Origin of the sequence: Comamonas sp. MYb396, from assembly GCF_037479555.1 — a bacterium.
GTDB lineage: Bacteria > Pseudomonadota > Gammaproteobacteria > Burkholderiales > Burkholderiaceae_C > Comamonas.
The window spans coordinates 49,923-66,531 of sequence record NZ_JBBGYU010000004.1; the positions used below are offsets into that span (position 1 = coordinate 49,923).

General features: G+C 59.4%; 13 protein-coding genes. 7 read left to right on the plus strand and 6 right to left on the minus strand.

Going from position 1 to position 16,609, the window contains the following annotated elements:
• Positions 1-32 precede the first annotated feature (32 nt).
• Positions 33-995: a DMT family transporter gene (locus WH265_RS10510; RefSeq protein ID WP_339558241.1), complete on the minus strand. Its 963-nt coding sequence runs from the start codon at positions 993-995 to the stop codon at positions 33-35.
• A 109-nt stretch (positions 996-1,104) separates the two neighbouring features.
• Between WH265_RS10510 and WH265_RS10515 the strand changes: the two genes are divergently transcribed.
• Complete coding sequence (locus WH265_RS10515) at positions 1,105-2,046, plus strand: LysR family transcriptional regulator (RefSeq protein WP_339558242.1); 942 nt, start codon at positions 1,105-1,107, stop codon at positions 2,044-2,046.
• A gap of 74 nt (positions 2,047-2,120) precedes the next feature.
• On the opposite strand, the gene WH265_RS10520 is transcribed toward WH265_RS10515, so the two are convergent.
• Positions 2,121-3,053, minus strand: coding sequence for a LysR family transcriptional regulator (locus WH265_RS10520; RefSeq protein WP_021026689.1), 933 nt, complete (start codon positions 3,051-3,053; stop codon positions 2,121-2,123).
• Between the two features lie 145 nt (positions 3,054-3,198).
• Between WH265_RS10520 and WH265_RS10525 the strand changes: the two genes are divergently transcribed.
• The 4 genes from WH265_RS10525 (at position 3,199) to WH265_RS10540 (ending at position 7,623) form a co-directional block, all read left to right on the plus strand.
• Positions 3,199-4,401, plus strand: coding sequence for a serine hydrolase domain-containing protein (locus tag WH265_RS10525; protein WP_339558243.1), 1,203 nt, complete (start codon positions 3,199-3,201; stop codon positions 4,399-4,401).
• Positions 4,402-4,501: 100 nt separating this feature from the next.
• Positions 4,502-5,674, plus strand: a complete 1,173-nt coding sequence (locus WH265_RS10530; protein ID WP_339558244.1) for a hypothetical protein — start codon at positions 4,502-4,504, stop codon at positions 5,672-5,674.
• A 150-nt stretch (positions 5,675-5,824) separates the two neighbouring features.
• Positions 5,825-6,553 carry a right-handed parallel beta-helix repeat-containing protein gene (locus WH265_RS10535; RefSeq protein WP_339519423.1) on the plus strand — a complete coding sequence of 243 codons (729 nt, stop codon included), beginning with the start codon at positions 5,825-5,827 and terminating at the stop codon, positions 6,551-6,553.
• 17 nt (positions 6,554-6,570) lie between these two features.
• The gene (locus WH265_RS10540) at positions 6,571-7,623 is read left to right on the plus strand and encodes a fibronectin type III domain-containing protein (RefSeq protein ID WP_339558245.1); all 1,053 of its coding nucleotides are present in this window, start codon (positions 6,571-6,573) and stop codon (positions 7,621-7,623) included.
• Between the two features lie 104 nt (positions 7,624-7,727).
• Here WH265_RS10540 and WH265_RS10545 read toward each other — a convergent pair whose 3' ends face one another.
• From WH265_RS10545 to WH265_RS10555, 3 genes are all read right to left on the minus strand, one after another.
• Positions 7,728-9,053, minus strand: a complete 1,326-nt coding sequence (locus WH265_RS10545; RefSeq protein ID WP_339558246.1) for an Nramp family divalent metal transporter — start codon at positions 9,051-9,053, stop codon at positions 7,728-7,730.
• 87 nt (positions 9,054-9,140) lie between these two features.
• Positions 9,141-9,368 (minus strand): hypothetical protein, encoded by a 228-nt coding sequence (locus WH265_RS10550; RefSeq protein WP_339558247.1) that lies wholly within the window; start codon positions 9,366-9,368, stop codon positions 9,141-9,143.
• An 84-nt stretch (positions 9,369-9,452) separates the two neighbouring features.
• Complete coding sequence (locus WH265_RS10555) at positions 9,453-10,424, minus strand: ferritin-like domain-containing protein (RefSeq protein WP_021026695.1); 972 nt, start codon at positions 10,422-10,424, stop codon at positions 9,453-9,455.
• A 1,324-nt stretch (positions 10,425-11,748) separates the two neighbouring features.
• Here WH265_RS10555 and WH265_RS10560 point away from each other — a divergent pair.
• On the plus strand, positions 11,749-12,987 hold the full coding sequence (locus WH265_RS10560) for a reverse transcriptase domain-containing protein (RefSeq protein WP_339558248.1): 1,239 nt from the start codon (positions 11,749-11,751) through the stop codon (positions 12,985-12,987).
• 318 nt (positions 12,988-13,305) lie between these two features.
• Here the strand turns inward: WH265_RS10560 and WH265_RS10565 are convergent, their stop codons facing one another.
• A complete protein-coding gene (locus WH265_RS10565; protein ID WP_339558249.1) occupies positions 13,306-15,000 on the minus strand; it encodes an NAD(P)H dependent flavin oxidoreductase family protein in 1,695 nt (564 codons plus the stop codon).
• A gap of 29 nt (positions 15,001-15,029) precedes the next feature.
• On the opposite strand from WH265_RS10565, the gene pdxR reads away from it, so the two are divergent.
• Positions 15,030-16,562: a MocR-like pyridoxine biosynthesis transcription factor PdxR gene (gene pdxR / locus WH265_RS10570; protein WP_339558250.1), complete on the plus strand. Its 1,533-nt coding sequence runs from the start codon at positions 15,030-15,032 to the stop codon at positions 16,560-16,562.
• Positions 16,563-16,609 lie beyond the last annotated feature (47 nt).

The following is a 16,609-nucleotide window of genomic DNA, read 5'->3' on the forward strand; positions in this document are numbered from 1 at the left end:
GGACGAGTCTGGATTCAGCCCCAAGCAAGCATCTATATGGATCGTTCTCTGCCCCGCAGATCCTGCCAGCGAAAGCCCAGTACCGCCGCCACAATCAAGCCCATGCCCCACCATTGGAACGTGCTGGGGTGGGCGCCAAACCAGAGCAGGTCCACGGCCAGGGCCACTGCCGGGTAGATAAAGCTCAGCATCGCAATGCCGGCCGGGCCCAGGCGCTGAAAGGCGCCATACATCAGCCCGTACATCAGTGCGGTGTGCAGCAGGCCCAAGACCAGCACGCAGACAAGCGTCTTGGCCGATGGCAGTTGGGCGCTGAGCCCGGCGACCTGCACCAACATCGGCGCCGACCACAGGGCCAGCGCAGCGCCCCCCACCAGCATCTGCACCATGGCAATTTGCGCCGGTGCAATGCCCTGGACGCGCCGCGTGCTGACCACCGTCACGGTATAGAGGGCGGCGGCCAGCAGCGCCAGCACAATGCCCCAGACCGGCGCGCTCGCCTGCGCGGCGATGGTGGTAGCGGCCTCGCTGCCCAGCCCGCTGCTCAGCACCACGCCCGCCAGTGCCAGCAGCATCCACAGCAGCTTGCGCCCGCCCATGGCCTCGCCCCCTAAGGCGGCGGCCAGCACCAGCATGAAGGGCTGGACATGGTAGACCACCGTGGCAATCGCAATCCCCACATAGGCATAGGCGTGGAACAGCATCACCCAGTTGGCCACCAAAGCCAGGCCGCCGATCAGCATCGCCGCCCAGGCCCGCCGGTCCGGCCGCACCCAGGCCCGCTGCCACCATAGCCACAGCCCCAGGCCCAGTGCTCCGAGCAAGCAGCGCAGCAGCACCACACGCTCCACCGGCAAACCGCTCTCGATGACGGCCAGGCCAATCGTTCCCGACAAGACCATGGCGGCGACCATGCGCCAGGTGCCGCCGCTGCTGCGGCTATTGGTGGGGTTGGCTGCCGCTTGGGGCATGGCTGCTGCGCTGGGGGAGTGCATTGCGGTATCTCGCTGGAGTCAATGGCTCCGATGGTCATGCATGTGCAATCATTAAACAATACGGTTCTGATTCAATTTATTATTGTCTTTAGATCAACACTGAGATGCCATGAGTCCCGATACCCTCCCGCTTGCCGATATGCAGGTCTTTGTCCAGGTTGTCGCCCAGCACAGCTTTGCGGGCGCGGCGCGGCAGTTGCGCCTCACCACGGGCGCTGTCAGCCGCAGCGTCGGCCGGCTCGAGTCGGCACTGGGCGTCAAGCTGCTGCACCGCACGACGCGGTCCCTGTCGCTGACCGAGGTGGGGGCGGCCGTGCATGCCGATTGCCTGCTGATGCTGCAAAGCGCCGAGCAGGCGGTATCACGCACAACGGCCCACCGCCAGCAGCCGCAGGGCATCTTGCGCATCAACGCTCCCTTGGTGTTTGGCGATTGGTGGCTGGCGCCGCTGCTGCCCGGCTTTTGCGCGCGCTTTCCCGACGTGCAGGTGCAACTGAGCATGAGCGACACCATGGCCGACCTGACCGCCGAAGGGCTGGATCTGGCGATCCGCATCACTGCGGCCGATGCGCTACCGCCCGCCATGGTGGCCCGGCCTCTGCAGCGCGTGGGCTATGTTCTGGTGGCGCATCCCGCTTATCTGCAATCCCGGCAGGCGATCAACCAGCCGCAGGATCTGCTCGCCCACCCCTGCATGAGCCTGGGCTACGGCCCCTTCCAAAACCTGGTGGAGCTGGTGCCGGCGGACAGGCCCACTACCGTGGCCACCAAGCTGCGGCTGAACACCCCCATCACCATTGCCAGCAGCCAGGGCTTGCTCAATGCCTTGCAGCACGGCGCTGCCGCCGGCATCGCGCTGATGGCCGATTTTGTCGCGCGCAGCCATCTGGCGGATGGCCGCCTGGTCCAGGTGCTGCCCCACTGGCAGTTGGCCGGCAGCTACGCCCCGCGCATGGCCTATGCCTTGCATGCCCCCGGGCCGCACATACCGCCCAAATTGCGTGCGATGCTGGACTATTTGCAGAGCCAGGCCGCGTCCGCCTCCGCATAAGCACAGCGCAGCGCATGCGCATCGGCATGGGCAGGCGAGGGCGATCGGGGCAAGGTCGCGCAGCGCATCAGGGATCAAGCGTGCCGTTGGCCTGCCCCGCCGGGCAGCGTTTTCGTATCCGCAGCCGCAAACATCCGCGCGCAAAGATAGTCCACCAGCGCCCTGACCTTGGGTGATGCATGCCGGCCTGCAGGCCACAGAATGTGGAACACCCCTGTGCGCTCGGCCAGCCCGGGCATGACCTGCACCAGCCTGCCATCGGCCAGCGCGTCGCCGATGGCAAAGTCCGGCAGGCAGGCGATGCCGCGCCCCTGCAACGCAAAGCAGGCGCGGGTTTCAATGTTGTTGCAGACCATGGATACTGGCAGGTTGACGGGCTCGCCATCGTCCGCTGCGGGAAGCGGCCAGGCCTCCAGCTTGCCGCTGTAGGGCCAGCGGAAATGCATGCAGCGGTGAGAGGCCAGGTCTTGCACCTTCTGGGGGGTGCCGTGGGCGGCCAGGTAGCCTGGCGACGCCACCAGCAGCATCTTGAAATGGCCAAGCTTGCGGGCCACCAGGCGCGAATCGGCAGGCTCGCCCGTGCGCACCACGGCATCAAAGCCTTCTTCCACCACATCCACCAGGCGGTCAGAAAAATCCAGGTCGAGCTGGATATCGGGGTAGTCGCGCATGAAATCGGCCAACACCGGCAGCACCAAGGTGCTTACTAAGGGCAGGCTCACGCGCAGCCGCCCCCGGGGCGCCGACGACGCCTGCGACAGCTCCGTTTGCGCCGCCTCGATCTCCGCCAGGATGCGCCTGCTGCGCTCGAGCAGCAGCAGGCCTTCGGCCGTTGGCGTAATGCTGCGCGTGCTGCGGTGGAACAGGCGCACGCCCAGCTTGTCTTCCAGCCGCGCCACACTCTTGCCCACGGCCGAGGCAGAAATACCCAGCAACCGGCCCGCTGCCGTAAAGCTGCGCGTCTCTGCCACCTGCACAAACACCGTAAATGCGTTGAGGCTATCCATGGGTTCTCACCTGCGTTTCTCGGCCCGTTTGGCCTGGTGTCATTGAGGACATCAATGTCCTGAAAGTATGGAACTCTATCCTGGTTTTTCTGGGATCGCAGGCTGCCTAAGCTAATGGCTGTGTTCCAACCAAGGTAACGATGCTATGGATTTTTCAGTTTCTGGCGCACCCGGCAGTGGCGTGCAGCAGGGAGTTGTTGGCTTGACTGGGCCGTGGGCGCCGGTTGCCGAAGTGTTGCATAGGGCCCTGGCCGAGCAACGCCTGGTGGGCGCCGTGGTGCTGGTCTACCAGCATGGCCAGGCGCTGTGCCGCATCGCAGCAGGCTGGGCAGACCGGGAGGCGCGCACCGCGATGGCCGAGAACACCGTGTTTCGCTGGGCCTCCGTCAGCAAGCCGGTCGTCAGCGCTGCGGTGATGCGGTTGGTCGCCGATGGGCGCCTGGGCTTGGACGAGCCCATCACCACCTGGCTGCCGGCCTTCCGCCCCCGCTTGCCCGGTGGGCGCGAGGCGCGCATCAGCCTGCGCCAGCTGCTGAGCCACACTGCCGGCCTGGGCTACCGCTTTTTTGAGGCGGACGAGGAGGGGCCCTATGCCCAAGCCGGTGTTTCCGATGGCATGGATGCCAGCGGCATCGATCTGCAGGAGAACATGCGCCGCATCGCGAGCGTGCCGCTGCTGTACGAGCCCGGCACCGGTTGGGGCTACTCCTTGGCGGTGGATGTGCTGGGCGCCCTGGTCGAAGCGGTGTGCAATACCCGCTTGCCGCTGGCTGGGGAAGCGCTGGTCACGCAGCCCTTGGGCATGGCCGATGCCGGCTTTGTCTGCCGCGATGCCGAGCGCCTGGCAACGCCCTACGTCAACGGCGGCCCCGTGCCCCACCGCTTGCAGGAAGGCGAGGTGGTGGCCCCCTTCGACGGCACAGTGGGCATCCGCTACAGCCCATCCCGCGCTTTGGATACGGGCGCCTTTCCTTCCGGGGGCGCCGGCATGGTCGGCACTGCCGATGATGTGCTGCGCCTACTGGAAGCATTGCGCACTGGCCAAGATGGCTGGATGCCTGAGCACCTGATCGCCGAGATGGCACGCGACCAAACCCAGGGCCAAGATCTGGCGGCTGGCCCGGGCTTGGGGTTTGGCTTGGGTTTCTCGGTGCTGCGCGATCCTGCGCTGGCGCAGTCGCCTGAATCGCCAGGCACCTGGCGCTGGGGCGGCGCTTATGGCCATGCTTGGTGGGTGGACCGGCCCCGAGGGCTGACGGTGGTGGCCCTGACGAATACCTTGTACGAGGGCATGTCGGGCCGGTTTGTGACGGAGCTGCGGGATGCCGTGTATCGAGGGGTTCAATGACCGTTTGGGATGCGGCAGCTAAGTGCTGGTTGAGTATCTCGGTAATTCCTCCCTTGTTTCCTTCGGTGCGCTCTCCATAATCCTCACCGAGGGGGACAGCATGAATTTTGCAAAGGTATTGTTGCAGTGGATAGCGCTCGGAACTCTGGCCTTGTCTTGGGGGTGGAGCGCTGCTTTTCAGATTGGACCTCTTGGCACCCGACACGAAGAGCGCCTAACCAATGAATCCAACTCGACGCTGGCCGATATCGCAGGCAGGTTAGGCGTTTTGGTCAAGGCTCCGGTTCACGAAGAAATCACCCATCTCGGCAAGTGGTGCTCTGTTGAACGAGCCAATCTTGCCTCTGATACCTATTGCAGTGGTCGCGATGTCGGGTTTGCGTCCCCCTATGTCATCTACGGAGTGCGCTGGAACGACCTGCCTCCTTTTCGGCTTGAGGAAGGACAAGGCAACTGCGATTACCTAGGTCGCAAAAATGTCTGCCGCAACCAGACCATTCGTTTTTCTACCCAGCCTGCGTGCTGGTATTGCCTGTTCAAGGATGCCGAGCGCAAGGCCCAGTCCAAATCGATTGTGGGCTGCAATAGAACGGCTAACAGCATTCAAGGCAACCTGATGACCCGGTCGCATTTCGGTGATCTCCAGTTCCTGCACGGGATGGCCAATGCGGCCGATATTCATCCTGTTTCGACCAGGGTTCAGATTTTGGAGTGGCTTGAGTTTGCCTGGAAGGTATCGTCCAAGGAGATCGGGCCCCAGACTCAGCTGAAGACTATCGACAATCCTACGATCAAACAGCATTTTGGTTGCACCGAATGGACCGTTGCTGATCTGTATTTGTTGGGGCGCCAGGATGCCGGCAGCGGCCTGATTACCCAAATCCGTGAAATTGCGTTTGGCTCGGTCTTGCATACCGTTCAAGACTCCTTTGCCGCAGCCCATGCTGAGCGAGAGCCTCACCAGACTGCTGAGCAATGCGAGGGCACCGCTTTCACGACACCTGCTCGGATCGTGGAGTTTCATGCCTATGGTTCTCAAGACGGAGCCCTGCACGACCATGTCGACAGTCGAGAGGCTATGGCGGCTGACGCTCAGCAGCGATGGCCCGAAGCTGTTGAGGTAACGCGAAATCTGTTTGAGCTACATGCGGACGGTGCCAAATGGGCGGATGCCAGCACCTACCTGCAATGTGTGTTCACACTGAGCGACCATCGCAGAGCTTCGTCTCCTGGGCATGCATACCGGCGGATTGTCTCCACGCATGAGCGTTGAAGAAGAGCTAAGTGTTTCAAAAGCGAGATCGGTGAGGCTGCGGTGTGAACAGCCACTTTGACGGTTTGGGGTAAGGGTAAATACTTGCCTGCACAGATGGACTCTGTTTTACATTCCGTTAACCTATCAACACTTGCAAACGAGGCAACCATGCGTATCCATCTGAGCCGGATCCATCTTCGCGGGACTCCGCTATTGGCCGCATCGCTGGTGGCACTCGCAGGCGCTATAGCGGCGCCTTCGGCTTTTGCACAGGCAACGCGGACCTGGGTGTCTGGCGTGGGTGACGACGCAAACCCCTGCAGCAGAACGGCACCCTGCAAGACGTTTGCTGGAGCCATTTCTAAAACTGCCCCACGGGGTGAGATCAACGTCCTTGATCCCGCTGGCTTTGGAGCGGTCACTATCACCAAACCTATCTTGATTGATGGTGCGGCAGCAGGCACAGCTGGTGTCCTTGTCAGCGGCACCCATGCGATGATCATCGATATCGATTCGGGTACCTATCCTGATGCTACGGTGGTTTTGCGTCACTTGAATATTGATGGACTCGAAACGGGCTTGTCAGGGATTCGAGTGCTCCACGCATCCAAGGTTCTGGTCGACCATGCCAAGATTCAAGGCTTCCAGAGTGCCATCGAAGTAGCGAGCGGCGCTAACTCCCAGTTGCTGGTCCAACGCGCCGACATCGTGAACAACCGCACAGCGGCCATTTCGATGGGCGATGCCAATAGCAAGCTCTACCTCTCTGACTCATCGCTGTTTGGCAATGCCACCGCGTTCAACATCAGCGCAGGCAACGTGACCACCTATAACAACAACCGCCTGGAAGGCAATGCCAGCCCCAGCACGCCCACTGCGACCCTTTACGAGCGCTGAGCAGCATAGGATCAGCGATGACACGCCATCCACACTACCGGCTTGGCAGCAGCATTGCGCTACTGATGCTGGCCTGCACCCTGACCCCGCTGGCCCGCGCTGCGGAACTCGTGGTCAACGGTGGCTTTGAGCAAAATGCAGGCGCGGGTTCACTCGTATTTACGGGCTGGCAAGCCATGTCCCAACCGGGATCGCAGGGGGGCTTTTATGCGCAGCAGGGCACCCAAAGTGCGCTGACGCCCGTCACTGTCGCCGCGCCGCCTCAAGGCACGTTTGCGGCAATGTCCGATCAGCCGGGCCCTGGCTCGCACGCGCTGTACCAGGACATCGCCATTCCCGCAGGTAAAAGTGCGACGTTGAGCGCACAGGTCTACCTGCAAAGCGCAGCGCCTCCTTCTGCAGCACCCGCCACCTTGGATTTTCTGACGGTACCCAACCAGCAAGCACGTATCGACATCATGGATCCGGCTGCCGCTTGGAACGATGTGGGCGCTGGTGTTCTTGCCAATGTCTTCCAATGGCCGGGTGGCGCTGCCGCTAGCGGGTATCAAAGCGTTCAGCTGGATGTGACGCCCTATGCAGGACGCACCATTCGTCTGCGGCTTGCCGAGGTGGACAATCGCCAGAGCCTGTTCTTTGGGGTCGATGCAATCAGCGTCATCTCGTCCGATGTCACGCCGCCGACCAGCGTTGGCGCGGTCCGGCAAGGCAATACCGTCACCTTGACTTTCCCACCCGTGGCATCCACGCCAACGGAGACCGTGACGGGCTACCAAGCCAGTTGCGTGCCCGTAGGCGGGGGTGACACCGTCACCGCCACCGGAACGCAGTCGCCCATCGCTGTATCTGGTTTGGTGGCAGGCACAAGCTACACCTGCACGGTTGCAGCACAGACCAACGTGGGCACCGGGCCTAGCAGCCCACCCATCAGCGTTCCGGGTTCGACGACGGCAGCAGCAGCGGCAGTGCCTGCTTGGAGCTTCGCCAGCACCTTGCTGGCATCGCTGCTGATGCTGGGTTGCTTGTTCCTCGGTTCCCGAGGGCGCGCTGTCCGCCTGCTACGGCGCTAGGGATCCGCTGCAATACCCTCGCCTGAGGGGATGAACACGTATTGTCAACATGTTGATACCGAGGCAGAAAGTATTGCAGTCGGCCCTTGCCTTTCATTCCGCCCTTATGCCCATAAAAGCCGTTGCAGCATCCACAGGTTGAGCGACACCACCACGATGGCGCAGCTCCACAACAGGATGGCCATCGGTCTGCCAAAAGTCAGCGCGCCCAATGCATTGCGGCGGGTGGTGAACATCAGCAGCGGCACGATGGCAAAGGGCAGCTGCATGCTGAGGACCACCTGGCTGAACACCAGCAACGCCGTGGCGCCTTCGCTGCCATACCAGGCGGTGGCGATGACGGCGGGCACGATGGCGATGAGCCGGGTCAGCAGCGCCCGCATGGTGGGCGACAGGCGAATCTGTAAAAAGCCTTCCATCACGATCTGGCCCGCCAGGGTGCCCGTTACCGAAGAGCTGAGGCCAGAGGCGAGCAGGGCGGTGCCAAACACGGCGCTGGCAATGCCAACGCCCAAGACAGGTGACAGCAAATGGTAAGCGTCTGACAGCTCGGTCACGGGAGGTGTGCCCGGGCGATTAAAAGCACCAGCTGCCACGACCAGGATGGCGGCGTTGACGAAGAGCGCCAAGCCCAATGCGACGGTCGAGTCGATCGTGGCGAATCGGATCGCCTGGCGCGTGCCCTCCGGAGTCTTGCAGTGTTCACGCGTCTGCACGATGGCCGAATGCAGGTACAGGTTGTGCGGCATCACGGTCGCGCCGACGATGCCGACGGCCAGGTAGAGCATCTCCGGGTTGGTCACAATCTCGGAGCGCGGAATGAACCCGGCTAGCACGGTGGCCAGCGGGGGATGCAGCCACATCAGTTGGGCGCCGAAGCAAATGCCGATCAAGGCCACCAACCCGATGACGACCGCCTCCAGTGCGCGAAACCCCCGGCTTTGCAGCGCAAGAATCAGCATCACATCGACCACGGTGATGCAGACGCCAACGATCAGTGGCAGGCCAAACAGCAGGTTCAGGCCGATGGCCATGCCCAGCACCTCGGCCAGGTTGCAGGCCACGATGGCAATCTCGCAAAAGAACCAGAGCATCAGGTTGATGCGCGGCGGAAACTGTTCGCGGCAGGCCTGGGCCAGATCGCGGCCGCTGGCCAGGCCCAGGCGCACAGCAGCCGCTTGGAACAGCATCGCCATCAGGTTGGATACAAAGACCACCGCCAGCAAGGAATAGCCAAACTGCGAGCCACCGGCTATCGAGGTGGCCCAGTTGCCGGGATCCATATAGCCCACTGCCACCAAATAACCTGGCCCGGCGAATGCCAGCATGCGTCTTGCATTGGCCGATCGGCTGCTGCCTAGCGGTACCGCAATGCTGCGGTGAACCTGTGGCAGGCTGGGGACGGCAAGTCTCTCGTTGTCTGGTTCCATGGCGTCCGGACATTTGGACGGTGAGCCGCACGCTGGGTTGATCAGGGGGCTTTGTGTGCTGAAGGCGGGCGGCGGCATAAACGCGCTTTATCTTGCGGTTGTTGCCTGGTGCAGCGCAGCGGAGGGGGTTGTTGCCGCTGGCCCCGCAGTGATGTCGCCGCCGTTTAAAAGTGCCAGTAAATCCGTGGTGACGATGGCCAGACCTGCCAAGACAATAAAGCTCCCTACACAACGACGCGCCAAAGCGGCGGGCTTCAGCCGCCGCGTCTTGCTGCGGTCGCATGCTTGCGGGGATGGGGGCAAAAAGGACGTCATCGCAACTCCTTCGCAGAAAAACAGCTGTCTCGGGCCCGTCTTGTAGAAATCCTGCCCCAGAGCGGGGCAGGATGTTGCTACGACTTAGGCGAAGGCCGAGCTCATCACCAACGCACCATTCACACCGGCTGGGAAGAAGCCGCCCTTGGTGGCAGAGTCCTTGGTCAGGTAGACGATGTTCAGCACATCACCTGGCGAGCGGCTGTAGGCAATGCCGTCGGCATCCAGGGGCACGATGTTGGAGGTGCTGTCATCCCCCACAATGCCCTGGTCCACATCGGAGGAGCCATCGAGGCTATCGCGCGCATCCGAGATGGCACCGGCTGCCGAGCGCAGCGCGGGGGTGGCGAGACCCTTGGCGTAGAGCACCGTGCGCACCAGACCTGCATGGTAAGCCTCGGCGGACAGAATGCCTGCAGCAGCTTCCAGGTAGGTCTTGTTGGTGATCAGCGGTGAGGCACCCTTGTAGGCTGTCACACCCACGTCCTCGAAGATAAAGGCGCCCAGCAGAAAGTTCTCATCACTGGCATAGGGATCGAAAGCCACGCCCGCACCCACCAGACCGGCTGCGCGCGCTGCGACCGAGAAGGCGCCGTTGGGGTCGGTGCCGCCGATGTCGATCTGCGGCTGCGCCACGGCTGCCGAGCCCAGCGCCTTGCGCAAAAAGGCCACGTGGGCCACCTCGTCCTGGGCAATCTCCTTGGCGTACTGCGCTACCAGCGGATCCTTGAAAGCCACCGCCCGCCCGCCGGTGATGCCGCCCTGCGTGCCCGTGCCCGACTGCATATTGGCAGGCAGCCCCGTGCCAAACACGGCGTAGTGGTAGAACTGCGATTCCAGATATTCCAGGTTCAGCGCGAAGTTCAGAATCTCCACATCGGTCGGGCCGTTGTTCTGGGCATTGGCATCACTGCCGCCACCCCCGCAAGCCGTCAAAATGGCCCCGCCCGCCATACCTGCTGCCACGCCTCCCGTCTTTCTGAAGAATTGACGCCGGTCTTCCAATTTCTTGGCCCGCTGTTGCAATACACCTATCAACACTGATTCGTCAGACATGTGATTTCCTTTCGAGTTGCGCTTAACGCGCCTACCTACACAGGAATGCGCCTTCACCAGGAGGGCACACGGTGCAGCAAGAAGCAGCTCAGCACAGAAGCCTTGTCAGTGGAGACTGATGACGTGGGCTCTTGCTACTTGCGGTGTACGCAGCGGATCGAAAGTTGGATTCAGTATTTTTAGGGTATTTACATTTCGACGTAATTTCTAAATCTTTGGGATGAATTGCAATTAAGTTAACTAATGAGTTTTGGAATTCGATAGAGATGTCGAGAATTAGACATGCTCACAATACGCTCTACGTGGGTGACCACCTAAGCCTTCAGTTGCTGAACCGGCTCAATAGCAATTTGATTGACAAGAGCTGATTCAGCCTTACGGAACTGTAGTTGATGTCATTAGGATTGCAGCCACCTAGCAACAACCTGAATCGAAGGGCTGAGGAACATCCGCAAATGCGCCACGGCGAAACTGTCAATCCCAGACACTTAGGATCCATAGCTCAAAATCGAGCCGCTCATGCCTTATCACACATTCAAATGCGGCACCTTGTGGCGCGGTCAGAGCATAGTGCAATTGGCACGGCCTAACGAAGCAGCTGGCTCGGTTTCTCAACGCTAATTGAGCCAAGTTTGAAGATCTAAAAGTGCGTTAGAAGTACGTACAGGGATGCTATGTGCAATATCGCTTTGATTTGAAATGATTATTTAGATTAACGCGAGCGGCTGTACTCATGGATGAAGAGCGGTTCTCACTCTGGCAACTACTACAACGAGCTGCTTAATATCTGGGCAATCGGCAGATTAATTGAAAATTAGAGGCGAATTTCTTTTGTGCATAGGGTATACACCTATAAATTTTCTTTGCATATGTTGCTGTTTGTGATACATTGTCCGCAGTGCCTTAGAGGCATGCCTTCGGGCTTAACGGGACGCCGCTTTGCGGTTTCGACTGCGCTTTGGGGAGTCGGGTCAAACTGACTCAACTGTGATAACTTATTTTTCAATGGTTTCGTTCCGTGGAAAGCCCGAGGTAACTCGGGTTTTTTGTTTTTGGGGGAAGTATGATATTGGAAGCTAGGCTTGAAAAGGCAATCCTACGAGAGTGTGATAAATGGATTCAAAAATATCACGAGTATCATAATCACTTGCACCGAGAGTGGCTGCGAAATAGTGAAAGGCTTAAGGTAGCTCCGCCGAAAAATGTTAAAATACCTGAGTACTGGACGGATGACAAAAAGCACAACCCTTTTTACGTAAAGAAGAACGTTGTCGCTATCGCTCGATCTATTGTGAAGAAAATTAATTCAAACACATACGAGCCTATGGATCCATATATTAAAAGAGTGCCTAAAGCGAGTGGAGGGGATCGCTTGGTAACTGTATATCAGATTCCGGATACCGCAGTATCAGCTCTCTTTTATTCAGATCTTATTTCAAAAAATAGGCATCGATTTAGCTCGTTTTCGTATGCTTATCGAAATGATAGAAATGTGCATTTTGCAATACAGGATCTATCGGTTGAGCTGTCGAAAAATTCCCGTTCTTTCATCGCTGAATTTGACTTTTCGGATTTTTTTGGTTCAATTGATCATGAGTATTTATTTGGACAGCTTCATCAGGATGGATTTTTAGTTAGTGACTTGGAAGAAAGAGTTATTAGAGCGTTCTTGAAAAAGAGAGGAAAAGGAATACCTCAAGGGACATCTCTATCATTATTTCTTGCTAATCTTGTCTGTTGGAGGCTGGACAAGACTTTAGAGAGGAATGGGTTAATTTTCGCGAGATATGCTGATGATACTGTTGTCTTTAGTCAAAGCTATGAGAGTATATGTAGGGCTTACAATGCTGTTGATGAGTTTTCTAGAGCAACCCGTGTCCCTGTGAATTTAAGAAAGTCCGATGGTATTAATTTACTGTCGCTTCCTGGCGCAAAAAATGAAATTTCTTCAAAAGAAAATTTTGATTTTTTGGGGTATTCGGTAGGAATTAATAAAATCTCTGCCAAAGAGGCTACCGTAAAAAGAATAAAAAAGCAGATTTCCTATCTTCTTTTTAGAAATTTAATTCAGCCTCTAACCTATTATCCAAATAATATTGGCATCATGCCGGCAAATAATCGAGATAAGTCGTTGTTAATTGCCATGAGTCAGATTAGACGATATCTTTATGGGGGGCTTCTTCATCGCCAAATATGGTCTTACGTAAATAAAAAAAGTGCATCGATACATTTTAAAGGAGTTTTGAGTTTCTATCCATTGATAAACGACTCTCAGCAACTTTCAGAATTGGATGGCTGGCTCGTGTCAACGATTTTTAAATCTATTAATAAAAGAAGAAAATTGCTGATTCAGTTGGGGTTTGTAATACAAGCCGCAGGTTTTCCTTTTAACGTGCCTCAAGAGAAGCTGGCTGAAGCATTTAAAAATACAAGAATAAAAAAGAGAAGACTTCTCGAATTGCCAAGTTTTACTTTATTTTATAAGGCTATGGAGCGAGGTATTCTTGAGTTGGGTTTGGAAAAAGTTATGCATGCGGAATCTTCGAAATACCAATACGCATGACCTGGCGCAAATCTCTTTTTCCTATTTTTTATTAGGAAAACTTGGGGGTTGTAATCGTGTTTATTGCTGTGGAAAGGGTTCCTGTAAAATGGCACAAGGCGGCCTTAAACTCAGGTAATACAGGGCAGTAGGAGCGAATTAATATTTCTCCACGCTTGCTGCCCCCCCAACCTCAAGCTCCTGCAACGCACTCGTCAGGTTCAAGCCCCCTCCGCACCCATATACCCGCCTTCTTGCAGGATCACTGAGGGCAGCCTCAGTTGCGCAATTTTTTCGTTGATGCGGGTGAAGGAGACTCGGGCCATAGCCTGCTACTCGCTAACCCCGCAGCAAAACGTCCTCAAAGAACGCCCCAACCGGCCTCTCACGGTCACGCAGCTGGATCTCCAGCACCCACAGGCCGTCTCCCGGTGCGAATCCGGCTTGCGCCAGTTTGTGGCGGCCGTAGAGCGCATGCGGAAAGTCAGCGATGCGGTGGCCGGCCATGTCGTGCACCAAGGTGCAGCCATGGCGCAGGGCGGCAGTTTCGGCGAAGGCATAGAGGGCGATGCCATCGGCGCCGCCCAACCAGGCCTCGCGCGTCTCATCGAAGACCGCACGGGCAGCGCGTGCGCAGCGCTGGTGGACGGGGTCGTCGCCGAGGACGAAGGTGTCGCCATAGTCACCCTCGTAGCCGTCCCATACCGGGCCGATGTCGATAAAGACAATGTCGTTTTCTTTCAGCAGCCGTTGGGGATCGCCCAGGTCCCGCGAGGTGCAGGTCGTATCGTCCCCAAAGCGAATGATGGTCGGGTGCCAGTTCCGCTCTGCACCCAGCGCCCGCAACCAGGTGTCGGCCTGCGCCCGTGCCTCTGCCGAACTCATGCCAGGGCTCAGGCGCTCGCTGATGTACTGAACCGCAGCGATCGAGCGCTCACGCGCCGCCAGAATGCCGGAGCGCTCGAAGCGGGGGCTGGTGCGTTCCCAGTCGTGCGGCGCATCGTCGCGGCCGCTGGGTACAAAAGCGTCGGCTTTCCAATGCTTGGCTGGCAGCCCGGCATCGAGCAGCGCCTGGCGGGCGTCGCGCAGCATATGCGGATTGCCGCAGGCATGAACGCGGGTCCGGCGCCAGTCATGCCCTCCGTCCAAGGCATAGTCTTGAACATGGCGCTGTAGCGCGGCATCGCTGCCGGCATGGCCTTTCGTCGCCTGGGGAGCGACGGCGGTCCATCGCAGACGGGCGTCGGCTGCCGCCCATGCATCCAGCTCCTGGCTGGCATAGTGGTCTTCGGCATGGCGACCGCCCCAGTACAGCGATACGGAAGGAACGGCGGGGTCTGCCAGCGCCGTTTCGATCAGCGCACGCACGCCGGCATAGCCGGTTCCCGTGGCAAGCAGTACCAGCGGCGCCCCTGCCTCGATGGTGTCGGCTGCGCCAAAGGGCGCCATCACCTGCAGGCGGTCACCGGCCTTCAGCGTGCGCAGCACCTCCTCCGAGAATCGGCCGTTGGCCACTTGGCGAATCTGCAGCTCGATGGGGTCGCGTTCGTGGCTGCGGCGATTGGCGATCGAGAAGCAGCGATGGTCATCGCCCTCCAGACCTACACGCAGGTGCTGACCTGGCTGCGTGGCCAATGCGCCGCCGGGATCGAGCACGATGCGCACCACATCGCTGGACAGCGACTCTCGCAGCAGCACCTGCATGCGGTACTGCTGCGGCAAGGTCTGCGGCGTCCAGTCCGGAACCTCCAGGACCAGCTCACCAAGCGCACGCACCTGGCACATCAGCACCCGCCCCGGACCGGGGTCGCAAGCGTTAGTCACTGCATGGGCCGTCGCTGCATAGTCACCGGAGACCACAATGGCGGCGCAAGACCCGCAGGCGCCGCGCTGGCAAGAGAATGGCACGGACACAGCTGCGGCAAGCGCTGCATCCACGACGCTGGATTCAGCGCTGGTTGCAAGATGTGCTCCCTGGGGGAGCAGCGTGCAGATGTCCGTTCGGAGTGGGGCGGTCGATATTGGATGCTTCATCGGCTGGAAGATACGTACACTATGGCTTTGTGAAAATAGCCATTTCCAAGAATTTAACCAAGCCACTTTCGGCCAAGGCGGCTGCCACCGCCACGTTTGACCTCCCGGTGCTTCCGTTGCTGGAGGCAGAGACACGCCAGACCTGGGTCTACCGTTTGCTGCGTGAGGCCATCCTGCGTGGCTCCTTGCAGGCGGGCATGCGGGTGCCGTCTTCCCGGGCCTTGTCCAGGCAGCTGGAGGTGTCGAGGTCGACGGTGGAGGTCGCTTTTGACCAACTGCGGGCAGAAGGCTATGTCAGTGGCGTGGTCGGCTCGGGCACCTATGTCAGCGCGGCGCTGCCTGACCAGTTTTTGCGAGCGGCTGCGCAGGCACCTGCGCGTAAATCTCCTGCATCGCATGCGGGATCAGTCGATGTCTCGGCATCGGCAACGCTGCGGCCGAGTCGCCTGGATGCTGCCTTTGTTGCGCGCATTGCTGACCCAACGCTTTTTCCGCTTGCCACCTGGCGCAGGCACCTGCAGGTCGCTGCGCGCAGCCTGCCCATCCACGAGCTTATGGGTGGCGAGCTGTTCGGTTCACTGTCACTGCGTACCCAGGTTGCCCGCTACCTGGGCGCGGCGCGGGGCATTGCATGCGATCCGGCGCAGATCGTGATCGTGACCGGTATCCGGCAGGCTTTGCATCTGGCAGCGCGCGCGCTCTTGAAGCCCAGCGACACAGTGCTGCTGGAGGACCCCGGCTATGTGCTCGCCTCGGACATCTTTGCCCCCTATGCGCAAAGCATCGTGCCGGTGGCCATTGATGCGTCTGGGTTTTCCGTGGCCGAAGCGCGCCGGCACGCAGATGCGCGGGCCGCACACATCACGCCTGCACACCAATCGCCCACCGGCGTCACCATGCCGGTGGCGCGTCGCCTGGAGTTGCTCAACTGGGCGAAGGAACAGCAGGTCTGGCTGCTGGAGGACGACTACGACAGCGAATTCAACTACCGCAGTGCACCCCTTCCCGCCCTGAAGAACCTGGACCAGCACGACCGCGTGATCCACTGCGGCAGCTTCAACAAGACCATGTTCTCGGAGCTCAGAATTGGCTACATGGTCGTTCCTTGCGCGCTACTGCCGGTCTTCGAGGTAGCTTGCCGGGCGATGGGGCCATCGGTGGGTGTGATTGAACAGCGGGCGCTGGCCAGCTTTATCGAGGACGGTGGCTTTGCCAGACATGTGCGGCGGTCGCGCATCGTCTATGCCAGTCGTAGAGAACGCGTGTTGGCGTTACTGCGCGACGCGGTCGCGCCCCTCCCGCTGCACACCAGCGGTGAGCACGGGGGTTTTCACTTTGTGTGGTGGTTACCGGAATGCATTCCGCTGGCTGCGCTCTCGCAGCAGGCAACTGCTCGCGGCCTGCGCATCGATATCGTCGCCGACCATTGCCGCAGTAGCCGGATGCCGCCAGGCGTTCTCATGGGGGATAGCGCTTTGAGCGATGAAGGTCTGGATGATGCCCTGGCGAGATTGCGTGAGGCGATTGCTGCTGTGCGGGTTGATTTGCCGAGCGGGTCTTGAACATCTACCTGCTTGGCTCGTCGCTTTGGATAGCTGGTGATAGCAAC

What these genes read in the sequence shown, in the direction of transcription:
- WH265_RS10510 (WP_339558241.1), bottom strand. Translation starts at nt 995, where the DNA reads ATGCACTCCCCCAGCGCAGCAGCCATGCCCCAAGCGGCAGCCAACCCC.
- WH265_RS10515 (WP_339558242.1), top strand. Translation starts at nt 1,105, where the DNA reads ATGAGTCCCGATACCCTCCCGCTTGCCGATATGCAGGTCTTTGTCCAG.
- WH265_RS10520 (WP_021026689.1), bottom strand. Translation starts at nt 3,053, where the DNA reads ATGGATAGCCTCAACGCATTTACGGTGTTTGTGCAGGTGGCAGAGACG.
- WH265_RS10525 (WP_339558243.1), top strand. Translation starts at nt 3,199, where the DNA reads ATGGATTTTTCAGTTTCTGGCGCACCCGGCAGTGGCGTGCAGCAGGGA.
- WH265_RS10530 (WP_339558244.1), top strand. Translation starts at nt 4,502, where the DNA reads ATGAATTTTGCAAAGGTATTGTTGCAGTGGATAGCGCTCGGAACTCTG.
- WH265_RS10535 (WP_339519423.1), top strand. Translation starts at nt 5,825, where the DNA reads ATGCGTATCCATCTGAGCCGGATCCATCTTCGCGGGACTCCGCTATTG.
- WH265_RS10540 (WP_339558245.1), top strand. Translation starts at nt 6,571, where the DNA reads ATGACACGCCATCCACACTACCGGCTTGGCAGCAGCATTGCGCTACTG.
- WH265_RS10545 (WP_339558246.1), bottom strand. Translation starts at nt 9,053, where the DNA reads ATGGAACCAGACAACGAGAGACTTGCCGTCCCCAGCCTGCCACAGGTT.
- WH265_RS10550 (WP_339558247.1), bottom strand. Translation starts at nt 9,368, where the DNA reads ATGACGTCCTTTTTGCCCCCATCCCCGCAAGCATGCGACCGCAGCAAG.
- WH265_RS10555 (WP_021026695.1), bottom strand. Translation starts at nt 10,424, where the DNA reads ATGTCTGACGAATCAGTGTTGATAGGTGTATTGCAACAGCGGGCCAAG.
- WH265_RS10560 (WP_339558248.1), top strand. Translation starts at nt 11,749, where the DNA reads ATGGATCCATATATTAAAAGAGTGCCTAAAGCGAGTGGAGGGGATCGC.
- WH265_RS10565 (WP_339558249.1), bottom strand. Translation starts at nt 15,000, where the DNA reads ATGAAGCATCCAATATCGACCGCCCCACTCCGAACGGACATCTGCACG.